The following is a 12,194-nucleotide window of genomic DNA, read 5'->3' as shown; positions in this document are numbered from 1 at the left end:
CAGCAAGGTGAAATATCTGTTAAAGTGGTTAAAGTATGTAATTTTGTCTGTCGTCGCTATCCTAACATTGATTCCGGTGCTTTACGTCTTGTTTTATTCCTTCAAATCCAATCAGGAGCTGATTACGGGTGGCGGCTTGCTACCCCGGAAGTGGGTATTCTCCAACTATTCGGAGGTATGGAAAGAGCTGAATTTCTCCCTGTATTTCTATAATTCGGTGATATTTGCTACGGTCAGCTCTGGGCTGAGTGTGTTTATGGGAGCGATGTCTGGGTATGTTTTTGCCAGAACCCAATTCCCCGGCAAACGGCTGCTCTCTCTGTTGATTATCGGGGTGATGTTCGTTAGCCTGGGTCCGATGACCTTGTTTCCCAAGTTCAAGCTCGCTGTGGATTGGGGGTTGACGAACAGTATTTTTACGATCCCTCTTGCTGCCTTGTATGGTTTGGGAGCTAGTGTTTTCCTATACGAAGGTTTCGTTAAATCACTCGGCAAGGAGATGGATGAGGCGGCAATTGTTGATGGAGCCTCCTATTTCAAGCGTTTTTACCGACTGACACTGCCGTTGATGGCTCCGATTACCGCTACTTTTTTCCTGTTGGAATTTATTGCGGAATGGAACAATTATATTTTCCCTTTAGTCATGAGTATCGGCAATCCGGATACCAAAACACTGACTGTAGGCGTGGTTGAACTGCGGAATATGGGTTCAGGAGCAGCAGCCTGGAATTTGCTGCTGGCGGGTTCGATGATTTCTGTCATTCCCGTACTCGTTGTATTTATTGTATTAAACCGGCAAATTGTAGGTGGACTTGCGCAAGGTGCTGTGAAGGGTTGACAGATCGGAGGATGCAGCATGTATAAAGTGTTGATTGTGGATGATGAGCATTTTATTCGGGAAAGACTAGTCACAATTATTCCTTGGGAAGAATACGATCTCGTTGTTGCCAGTGTAGCAGAGGATGGAGAGAGCGCACTCGAACAAATCCGGGCGGTATCGCCGGATATCGTCATCACGGACATCAGGATGCCGGATATGACAGGCCTAGAGATGATAGCCCGGGCTGAGGCTTATCGGCCGAATACCCAATTCATCATTCTCAGTGCTTACAGTGAATTCGATTATGCCCGCAGGGCACTCCAATTGGGTGTGACCGATTATCTGCTCAAGCCAACGAAGCCGGAAGAGTTGCTGCAGGTTCTTCTTAAGCAGGTGGACAGGCTGGAGCAGCTTAAGGTGTTAAGAAAACGTGACCGTCGCAATCGATATTACGAGGAATCCATCCGCTCCCAGTACATTCAGGAGCTCATATTAGGAGATCAACCTAGCTATGAGTGGAAAGAGGAATGTGTTCAGGTAGGGCTCAAATGGCTGCTGGAAGGCGAGTTGAGGCTGCACTTGATTACGTTGGATGGGGCTGATCAGCATGGTCATATGGAGTCTGCCAAAATTGACCAATTCGCCGTGCAGAATGTTATGTTCGAGCTTATAGCCGAATACGAGGCTATTTGCCCGATTCGCCTTTCCTTCGGCAAATGGCTGTTGGTTACAGGAGGCATATCCTCCCAAGAGGAACTCCTCAACTTTGCCCGGCGACTATATGACTCTATAGAACGGTTTACCAAGAAGAAAGTACATATTATGATTTCAGAGCCTGGACAAAGTCCGCTTCAGCTGTCTGGATTGTTCTGGGAAACAGAGAAAATGATGGAATATATGGGAGCGAATCCGGAAGATCCGGTTCGCTTTCTTTTGCCGTCCCGTGACGAAATGGCTTACATGCAATGGACGAAGCCTATGGGGGAGCTCATTGGTTGGATGCTGCAGGGAGATACAGACCGAGTGATCGAGTGGCTGAACCAATTGGCTCCTGCCTTCTTGGAATGGGAGCTGAAAGCCGCTGAACGCTGGTGTTTTGAATGGCTGTCCACAATACGGGAGCATGCTCAGGCCCAGGGTGAAGGTCTCTTGCCGAATACAGATGACCTCCGAATGCGCATCTCCGGACATACGAAAATCAAGGAGCTTCTGTATTTCTTTACCCATGAAATCCATCATTTGCTCCGTCAACGGCATGGCAAAGGAATCCATCGCTTGATTCGGCTTGCCCTGGAGCGGATTGGCAAGGAATACGAACAGGATCTCCAATTGACCACCATCGCCGAGGATTTGGGCCTTTCTCCCGTTTATTTGAGTGAGCTGTTCAAGCAGCAAACGGGGGTCACGTTCCGTGTTCACTTGCTTCGGGCCCGCATGGGCGCAGCGATCAGGCTGCTGAAGGATCCCACGCTTAAGGTGTATGAGGTTTCCTATAAAGTGGGGTACAACAAGGTAGAGCATTTTGTAAAGTTGTTCAAAAGGGAATATGGCATGACGCCTTCCGAGTATCGGGGGGCTCTTGTATGAAGCAGCGCCGCCCTCCTTTCCGCCGGTTTCACCAAAAGCTGTTCTTGCTTATGCTCGCTTTGGCCCTCCTGCCGCTTCTGGCTGTTGGCCTTGTTAATATTCTTGTGACCTCGAACTTATTTACCCGACAATTGGAAGAAAGTGCAGACTTAATCCTATCCCGCACAGCTGCCCCTCTGGGGCAGCTGTATCAGGAATTCCAAACAGCAGAGGGGCTGTTTCTTCAGGATGAAGAGCTGATGCAGGCATTTGCCAATCCGCAAGCCCCTATTCTCAGGCAGATAGAGGTGGCCAACCGGCTATCTCAGTACCTGACCAATATCAAGTATATTAACGCGGATTTTCGCGTTTCCTTTCTCTTGCCCCGAAATCACTATCTTTCCAGCTACGGACTTCCCGTAAAAGAAGATGCTGCACGTATTGAGAGCTTTTCCCTGGACAAACGAACGCTTGAACACGCTTATTGGCTGTCTGACGATAAAACAACGGGTGAATTCACATGGATCGTTCCTCTAGGCAGTGTTGCCGCTCAGCAATTGCACGGTTGTCTGTTGATTACCGTCCCTTACAGCTCCATGAGCGCGATGCTGGAGGAGCCACAGCATCTAGGTCAAAGCCAGTATCTCATTGTCGATGCCGGGAATGGAAAATTAATCCGTTCTCCAGGAACGGAAAAGAATTCGGAGCTCCAGTCGAGAATCCTTCGTCTTCCTAAAGAGAAGAGTCTCTACAAGCCGGAATACAGCTTTACAGAAGGGGATAGCTACTATTCCATACGGACGATTGGGTCGGAATGGATGCTGCTCGGCATTGTGCCACGGCATCAGGTGCTGCTGCCGCTCTACAAGGTTTATCAATGGACCATCGGTCTGGTGGGGCTGCTGCTGTTGGGGATGACGCTGCTCTCCATCCGGCTGGCACGGAATTTCTCACGGCCGATTGAACGGCTAGCCTCGCTCGTTGTTCGCAAGAAAAGCGACGGGGCCAATCTGCACATCCCGCCTTTGATGCGGGCGGATGAAATTGGAGTCCTCTATGACGGGATTCGTGAATTGCTAATGGAAATCCGCCAGGAGCAGGTGCTGAAGAAGGAGTACCGCCTGAGGCTGCTGCAGTATCAGATTAACCCGCATTTTCTCTACAATAGTCTGGATACTATTCAGTGGAAAGCGCTGGAGCACAAGGATCGGGAGCTCACGAGCATGATTGAATATTTAAGCGGCTTTCTTCGAGGGGGCTTGGATCAGGTCGATATCGTGACCGTTGAGCAGGAGCTAAGGCATCTGAATAACTATATTGGCATGCAGCAAATCCGCTACAAGGGGCAGTTTACGATATCCATCCAGATCCCTGAGGAATTCATGCAGCAGGAGATTGTGAAAATCTCGCTTCAGCCGCTGGTGGAGAACGCCATTATGTACGGAATGAGCCGTCAGGCGGGGGGAAGTCTTATCAAGGTTGAAGGCTGGCGTGCTGCAGAGGATGCCTTTTGCATTGGCGTCTTTGATGATGGACAAGTGCTGGACGAGGAGCGGGTACAGCGGCTGCTCAGCGAGCAGGTTCCCGATCCGGATTCCTTTGGCATCCGTAATGTTCATGAGCGGATCCGGCTCTATTTTGGTGAAAATAGCGGCCTGCGGATGAAGAAGCTGGAGCAGGGAAAATGCTTTGAGCTGCTGCTTCCCTTTGTGGAAAAGCTTCCATAATCACGGCTGGTTTGTCAGTAAATACGAGTTTTGAGGGGTTAACTGCGGGTGGATTCCTTTCTATAATGAGGTTGTAATTCAAATCATGGTGAGGGGTTGAAGCAATTGAATAGAAATAAATGGGGAAGCCGCAGTTTGATTACGATAGCTGCTGTGGCGCTGGCTCTGTCTGCCGGATGCTCGTCTGTTGCAAAAAATGGCAAGGATGCCAGCAGTACGCCAGCGGTAGACAATGCAAAGCCTAAGGAAAAAGTGACGATCAAGGTTTGGGCCAACACGCGGCATGATATTGAGATTAGGGAGAGCCTGATCAAAAAATTCAATGAAACGAATCCTGACAATATCCAGATTGACTATAAGGTTTACTCGGACAACTATGACGAGCAGCTGAAGCTTGCACTGAATGCCGGCAAGCTTCCGGATATTGCTTATAATATATCGGCCGATCTGGCCAATGCGGATTATCCACTGGATTTGAATCCCCTGATTACACCGGAAATTCGCAAACGTTTTGATAAATCCGCTCTTACGGCGCCGCCAACCTCCAAGAATGGTGAACTGGACCGTGTTTTTGAGAACGTCACCAATTTAAAATTAGTTTACAATAAGGATTTGTTCAAAGCATCGGGACTTGATCCAGAGAAGCCTCCAACGACTTGGCAGGAAATGCAGCAATATGCGAAACAGATAACAGCCAGTGGAGGCGGTAAGAAGTTCGGTCTTGGTCTGCCGATCAAACAGACCGTATTCTGGAGGTATTATGTCATTTATCCGGCAGCTGTTTCTGGAGACATTTATGGCAGGGAAGGCTGGAATGCCGTAACTGGAAAATTTGACTTTTCGCCTTTTGCTAAGTATGTGAAGTGGTGGATTGATGTGAATAAGGAAGGCAGCGTCTTTCCCGGCGTAGGCAACTATGACAACGATATGATCCGCGCCCAGTTCTCCGAGGGCAATATCGGCATGCTGTCCGCCGCTACGTGGGATATCGGGGTATTCAACGATCAGTTTCCAGCAAAAATCGATTGGGCCGTGGCAGACTTCCCTACCTGGGGAGGAAAAGTGTTGGGTGGTCCTGCCTACGAGACAGCGAGCGGATTCAGCATCAACAAAAAAACGGAGCATCTTAAAGAAGCACAGAAGGTATGGGAATTTTTCATCTCCGATGAAATGTTTGTGACGCTGGCCAAAAAGGGGCTCGGTTCCTTTACAAACCTTGCCGCTCAGGAAAAATCGATTCAACCAGCGGATCGCAAGGGATCAGAAGGTTTTGTCATCAATGGGAAGTCAATGAATTATCCGATGGCGCCACGGCTGGATTATTCTATTGTAAACCCACCGCTTAAAGTGGGCTCCATCGATGTCAAAAAATCAGGCGTTGTCAATGACGTTATGACGGAGCTGTTTATCAAGGGCAAGGAGCTTCCGGAAATTGAGAAGGGACTCCAGGAGCTGGGAGATGCGTTCAATAAACTGACTGCTGCCAATGTGGAAGCGAAAACGGTGGATTTAAACAAGTATCTGCAGCCGAATTTTAAGCCGATGAAGTAACTGCTGATAGCAGCGATTAACGTTTACAGAACTATACTTTGGTAAAATCTTACCTTACACACCCCCACGGTTCGCTTTGCTTAGCAAACAGCTTAGGGGGTGTTATTGAATAATTCAAACGCATGGAGATGTTTTGATGAGAACACACATCATGGAATTGATCAAGAGACATAAACTGATTGCCATTCTGCGCGGCATTGAAGATGAGCGTATTGTGCCCGTTTTGGAGGCGTTACATGACGGCGGGATCAGGTTGGTTGAAATTCCCTTCAACCACCGGCACCCCGAGGGGATAAAGAATACCCAGGCGGTTATTGCCGCGCTTTCCCAACACTTTGGGAGCCGCATGTCCATTGGGGCAGGCACAGTCATGACGGCGGAGCAGGTGGACATCGCCTGTGAGGCAGGAGCCACGTTCATTTTGTCACCAGATACCTGCGAATCGGTCATTGCGAGGACTAAGGAATTAAGCTTGCTGTCAGTTCCGGGAGCTGCGACTCCGACAGAGATCGCGCGGGCTTATCGTTTGGGGGCCGACCTGGTGAAACTTTTCCCCGCTGCAGATTTGGGTACAGGCTACATGAAATCGGTTCTGACACCGCTCGGGCATATTCCCATTCTGGCTGTTGGCGGGATCGATGACAGTAATCTGACCGATTGGCTGCAGGCAGGAGCCGTGGGCATTGGGGTAGGCGGGCAATTGGTGCAGGAGAAGCTGGTAAGGGAAAAACAATATGAAGCGTTGACAGCCTTAGCTGCCAAATACACAAGCCAAATCGACAACATGCATCTGGAGGACCGGAATTGGCAGGGGATTCTTGGAATAGAAAGAGAGGAAGCACAATGAGACCTAATTTTGATCTGGCATTGGAAGGGGCAACGATTCAGTCCGTGAGCGGGGATAGCTATCGAGTTCGTCAGTGGCAAGGAATCCCCGGTATCGAATACGCCCCGGACAACAGGTTGTGGGCGGCCTTCTACAGTGGAGGCACAGGAGAGGGCCCCAGTAATTACGTCGCTCTCGTCAAAAGCGAGGATCGCGGACAGTCGTGGTCGGATCTGCTCTATGTGATCGATCCGCCGGAACAGGTGCGAGCTTTCGATCCTTGCTTATGGAGGGACCCTTCAGGGCGCCTATGGGTATTCTGGTCCCAGAGTTATAGTTGGTACGACGGACGCTGCGGGGTATGGGCTTCAGTCTGTGCGGATCCGGGAGCTGACGCGGTTGTCTGGACGAGTCCAAGACGTATTGCGGATGGTATTATGATGAATAAACCAACCGTGCGGAAGAACGGGGAATGGCTGATGCCGATTGCCGTGTGGGCTTGCCATGAATCACCGCTGAATGAGCTGCCGGAACAAACCTTTTCGAATGTGTACGTTTCGACGGATGAAGGTGAAACCTTTGAGTTGAGAGGATCTGCGGATATCCCGAATCGTCACTTTGACGAGCATATGCTTGTTGAGCGGGGAGATGGAAGTCTATGGATGCTGGTCAGAACCTTCTATGGAATCGGAGAGAGCGTCTCTCTCGATGGCGGGCGCACCTGGTCGCCAGGCAAGCCGACTGTACTTGGCGGCCCCAGCTCTCGTTTCTTCATCCGTAGACTGCAATCCGGCCGCCTGCTGCTGGTTAACCACTATGGGTTCAAAGGGCGGAGTCACCTGACGGCGATGCTGTCCGAGGATGATGGACTTACGTGGAAGGGCAGTCTAATCCTTGATGAAAGAGGAGATATTTCCTACCCGGACGGTGTAGAGGATCGGGAAGGTCATATTTACGTGATCTATGATAGGGAACGGGACAAAGCCAAGGAGATATTAATGGCGGTGTTCACCGAAGAAGATATTGAGGCAGGGACATGCGTGTCCAAGTATGCTGCCTTGCGGCAAATCGTTAATAAGGCTAGCAATTAAGAGGGGCGCTAAAGGAGAAAGACGCTGCTGTTCCCTAATTCAAGGAAATAGGGGCAGCACATCTTCACTGAAGTGAAGACTCAGAATGAGCTGGTTGTTCTGTGTCAGCAATGATGTAAGCGCTTAATAATTTGATATGCGAGTGGGAGGATGGAAAATGAAGGTTTTCGAAAGATTTATTAGTGTATGTATGGCCTTCACTTTATTGTTGAGTGTTATGAGCGTAATACCCGCCGAAGTATCCGCACAAACATCAAATATTCCCGATGTAGATCAGGTATCAGCTTCATGGCCTGTGGTCTTTGAGGATGCTTTTGCCAGCCCCACAGCCAATTGGGATGCTCCTTCGGGTAACTACATGAATTATCAGTATTTAGATGGAAGGTTTGCAGCCAAGGATACAAATTCTAGTTCAAAAGCAAGGATCAAAGAAAAGTCGTGGTCATCATTTCTTTTAACGTTTACTCTGGTGATCCCCGATCTATCGACGGCTGGCTCTTTCTTTAGAGTTGACCTTGGCGACAGCCAAAGCAGCAACAATGATTCTTTGTTAGTGAAACAAAATAAAATATCGTTTTATAAATCAGGCATCGTCGGCGAAACCAAGCTTGCCGATTACGCCATGGAATCGGGGGTCAGTTACGATTTTAGAATACTTGTTGATGGCAACTCGGTCATCGTGCAAATCAAGAAGAAAGACCAAACCGTCTATCAAACCATGGGTATGTATACAAACTTGTTTGAAGCAGTGAAAAGGACGGTAACTTTCGGACATAACCTTTTAAAGCCTAGTCTGGATGATGTAAAGGTCTATTCTCCGACGGCTGATAATCCGCAAATTCCCAATGTAGATCAGTTGACAGCTTCGTGGCCTAATGTCTTTGAGGATACTTTTGGCGTCGCAACAGCCAATTGGGATGCCGCTTCAGGTAATTACATGAATTATCAATATGTGGATGGACGGTTTGTAGCCAAGGACGCAAACTCTGTTTCAAAGGCAAGGATCAAAGGGAAGTCATGGGCGAAATTTCTCTTAACGTTTAATCTCGTTATTCCCGATGTATCCACAGCAGGCTCCTTTTTTAGAGTTGACCTAGGTGACAGCAAAAGCAATAATTATGACTCGCTGTTAGTCAAACAAAATAAAATATCCTTTTACAAATCAGGCATCGTTGGCGAAACCAAGCTTGCAGATTACACTATAGAGTCGGGGGTCAGTTACGATTGTAGATTATTGGTTGATGGCAATTCGGTCATCGTACAAATTAAGAAAAAAGACGAAACAGCTTATCAAACCATGGGTTTATATAGCGGCTTATACACAGCCCAAAAAAGAACGGTGACATTCGGGCATAACTTATTAAAACCGAGTCTGGACGATGTACGGGTGTTTGCTTTAGCGGCAGATAATCCCTATACAGGTCCTATACTTAGCAGCTTGCAGTTTTACAAAACAACGATGAATCTTCGTGTGGGGGACACTGAAAATTTGAGAGTGATCTATGAACCCGATACTGTTGAGTTGGAAGATGATAGTGTTATATGGAGCAGCAGCAACGAACAAATCGTTAAATTAACAGGAAACGCTTCAAAAGCAAGGGCAATAACAGCCGTATCGCCTGGGAATGCCGTGATTAAAGCGATAACAGCAGATAACAAACTTATCGTAACTTGCCAGGTCATAGTAACTCCGGCCGCAGCATTGGAACATAGTACTGCCTCATTTGCCGTGTATGGGGAAAAGCAAGTAATCCCATCTGCCCTTTATGGCATGAATGATCCAAAGCTGAATGATCTGGGCCGAACCGATCAATGGTACAGTCCACGAAACATTTCCTTGATAAAGGATCTGGGCATAGAGCTCTTACGAGTACCTGACGGCACAGCGGCAAATTATTATCTGTATAAGGACGGCTCGCTAGTCAATGCGAATGACCCCCGTTATGCGAATGTGACTACCGGATTCGAGTACACCTCGGTAAACGGGAAAAATAATGGCAAAAAGGGCATTTTCCTAGACGATATATTTAAGAGCCCGAATGAGCTTAATCTGCCAAGCACTTTTGTACTCAATGTTGCCTATCAGTCCGTGGAGGACATCATTGAAGAGGTGAAGCAGATCCGTAGTCTTTCCCAGCAGCCGATTCGCATCGAAATGGGAAATGAATTTTATCTGAATCATTATGGCAATGCTTTTCCGTCGGTTACCGACTACGTTGTTAAAGCTCGAAATGTGTACACGGCGATCAAGCATATCGATCCAACGATCAAAGTGGGTATCGTCATTTTGGATAAGTGGCAAGAGACGATTATCGTCGGCAACCCGGACGCGCATAAACCCAATGACCCGCTTGATTTGGTCGACACAGCCCATAACCGGTATGTGAGATGGGAAGAGTGGAATAGGACGATTGCAGCCAATCCGGATATCTATGATGCAGTAATCCCACATGAATATACCGGCATCCATACGGTCGATGATTTGACGCAAGATAAATTCATGGACTTTCTTTATGTGAACAATGAAAACCGATATCAGCTAATTAAAGCTCAATCTCAGCAATTTCCGAATAAGGAGATTTGGATTACGGAATACGGCGGGATCAGCGGGCTTATTTTTGGCGGTGAAACCAATTTAACTGAAAAGGGAAGAATACATCTGGGCAAAACACCCGCGTTTGCGATGCATTATATGGAAAGATTCTTGAATTTTATAAAGACCGGAAACGTGCAGGTTTCAGCCTATCATTGTCTAATTGACAATCAGTTTTTTGGTGTCGTACAAGACCGGCTGGATGTCGCTAATAAGGCAGGAATGGTGGTGTTGCCCCCGTACTATACATTTAGAGAAATTGGGGAGTTACTGAAAGAAAATGCTTATTATTATGATATGAATATGACCAACGGCAATTACAGGATGATGAACAATGCAATGCCCGCTGACTATATTTATGGTAAAGACCTGAGAGTGAACGACGTAGGAGCCTGGGGTCTAGGTGATGAAAATGGTGTCAAAACCGTTGTGTTTAGCAATAGAACCAATAAGGAAATAGAGGTTTCTATACCTGGTCAACAAATGATGGCAGTTTGGAATTATGGAGGCGACCCGGTGCCCGATTTCCTTGTTAATGATTATACGATTTGGAGGCAAGAGCCAAAGAAAAATCCACTGCCTAACATACCTATCGATGGTTTTTCAGGAAAAACAACGTTAAAACCCTACACGATGACTGTGGTAAAGCTGCAGGGAAAGACATACGAGGATGTTAGTGAAAACTATTGGGCGAAACCGTATATCGATAATTTAGCTTCAAAGGGAATTACAACAAGCACGGATAAACAAAATTATTTGCCGGAGGAGCCTATTACCAAAGCAGATTTTACAGTCATGCTTGCAAAAGCTCTTCAAATCCCGAATGATTATTCAGATTTTCCAAAAACATTCAAGGATATACCTGATACCGATGCGAATTATGAGGCCATAACTGCTGCAGCGGGGAAAGGCATTGTGGACGGAGATCAGACAGGCAATTTTTATCCCAACGGAACAATAATGAAGCCAGATATGATGGCTATGGCGCAAAAAGCGGCCAGTGTGTTGGGGAAAGACGCTAATCACCTTGCTGATCATTTCAGCTTCAACGATAACCATAATTATGCGACACGTGCGGAAGCTGCCAAGATGGTATACGCATTGTTGGCCCTTGATTAAATCACATTACTTTGGTTCCGGCGATGTCATCCCTTTTTGGCCTTTTTGTCAATGCGCGGGATGCGTACCTGAGGTAAGATGAGTAGAAAGAGTCCCAAGGTGTAGGTTAAGTCGACACTCGTGGGACTCTTTTTGTCTTGCTTGAAGCTGCTCATTTGTTTTTTGTGTGAGCCAGCAGTAAGATACTTAAATAGTCAGTTAATTCGAGGCAGGTGAGGAAAATGCAAACGAAAGTACAAAAAGACAGAGGAAACGATATTTTCGAGCTAGCGATGTATGTGATTGCCGCCGTTTGTTTTGTTTACTTTTTAATAAAAGGCGTTCCGGCCAAAATAATGGAAGCTGCTTTAATAATTGGCGTGCTGGTGCTGATCCGAGTTGTGGTAAAATTCACGAAAACCCCGATGTTTGCTGCGCTACGATTCTCTATTTTATTGTTCATTTTTGTCACCATGATTCTTGCCAATGAGTTGGGATTCTATAGTGTGATTCCCTACTTGGATAAATTTGAGCATCTTTTTTCAGGTGTCATTTTGTGTTTCGTAGGTTTATTGATTTATAAAAAGGCTAATGGGAGTGAGGAAAAAAGCGTCCCCAATGCTCGTGTAGCTTTGTGGCTAAGTCTGTTTTTTTCCATCGCCATGGCTGGTGTGTGGGAAATATATGAATTCACGACAGATTATTTCTTCGGTCTCAACTCGCAAAATGGCAGCCTGGTGGATACAATGACGGATATAATATGCGGCACGGCAGGGGCTATAGCTACCACGATTTACTTAACCGTAAAGGCAAAACACAAGACAATGCCTCTGCTGGACGAGAAGTGAGGAACGGGATTTGCTACGTGTTCGAGAACGTGAGCAGCAAAAAGGAGTTAAGCATAGGAAATCGGCTTAACTCC

8 protein-coding genes are annotated in these 12,194 nt (G+C 47.2%); all 8 read left to right on the top strand.

The window, feature by feature from the left end; genetic code table 11:
* The first annotated feature begins 7 nt into the window (after window positions 1-7).
* The 8 genes from FU659_RS09505 (at window position 8) to FU659_RS09470 (ending at window position 12,120) form a co-directional block, all read left to right on the top strand.
* Window positions 8-838 carry a carbohydrate ABC transporter permease gene (locus FU659_RS09505; RefSeq protein WP_147947358.1) on the top strand — a complete coding sequence of 277 codons (831 nt, stop codon included), beginning with the start codon at window positions 8-10 and terminating at the stop codon, window positions 836-838.
* Between the two features lie 18 nt (window positions 839-856).
* A complete protein-coding gene (locus tag FU659_RS09500; RefSeq protein WP_147947357.1) occupies window positions 857-2,407 on the top strand; it encodes a response regulator transcription factor in 1,551 nt (516 codons plus the stop codon).
* Complete coding sequence (locus FU659_RS09495) at window positions 2,404-4,113, top strand: sensor histidine kinase (protein WP_147947356.1); 1,710 nt, start codon at window positions 2,404-2,406, stop codon at window positions 4,111-4,113. The genes FU659_RS09500 and FU659_RS09495 overlap by 4 nt, the downstream gene beginning before the upstream one ends.
* Before the next feature lie 105 nt (window positions 4,114-4,218).
* Window positions 4,219-5,664, top strand: coding sequence for an ABC transporter substrate-binding protein (locus tag FU659_RS09490; RefSeq protein ID WP_187274033.1), 1,446 nt, complete (start codon window positions 4,219-4,221; stop codon window positions 5,662-5,664).
* A 136-nt stretch (window positions 5,665-5,800) separates the two neighbouring features.
* Entirely contained in the window at window positions 5,801-6,511 is a 711-nt protein-coding gene (locus FU659_RS09485; RefSeq protein ID WP_147947354.1) for a bifunctional 4-hydroxy-2-oxoglutarate aldolase/2-dehydro-3-deoxy-phosphogluconate aldolase, read from the top strand.
* Entirely contained in the window at window positions 6,508-7,581 is a 1,074-nt protein-coding gene (locus FU659_RS09480) for a sialidase family protein (protein WP_147947353.1), read from the top strand. Before FU659_RS09485 ends, FU659_RS09480 begins: the two co-directional genes overlap by 4 nt.
* 157 nt (window positions 7,582-7,738) lie before the next feature.
* Window positions 7,739-11,293, top strand: a complete 3,555-nt coding sequence (locus FU659_RS09475) for an S-layer homology domain-containing protein (RefSeq protein WP_187274032.1) — start codon at window positions 7,739-7,741, stop codon at window positions 11,291-11,293.
* A 221-nt stretch (window positions 11,294-11,514) separates the two neighbouring features.
* Complete coding sequence (locus tag FU659_RS09470; RefSeq protein WP_147947351.1) at window positions 11,515-12,120, top strand: DUF2238 domain-containing protein; 606 nt, start codon at window positions 11,515-11,517, stop codon at window positions 12,118-12,120.
* Window positions 12,121-12,194 lie beyond the last annotated feature (74 nt).

Origin of the sequence: Paenibacillus sp. N3.4 (genome assembly GCF_008017805.1) — a bacterium.
Lineage (GTDB): Bacteria > Bacillota > Bacilli > Paenibacillales > NBRC-103111 > Paenibacillus_E.
This window is presented reverse-complemented; position numbering and strand designations above follow the sequence as displayed.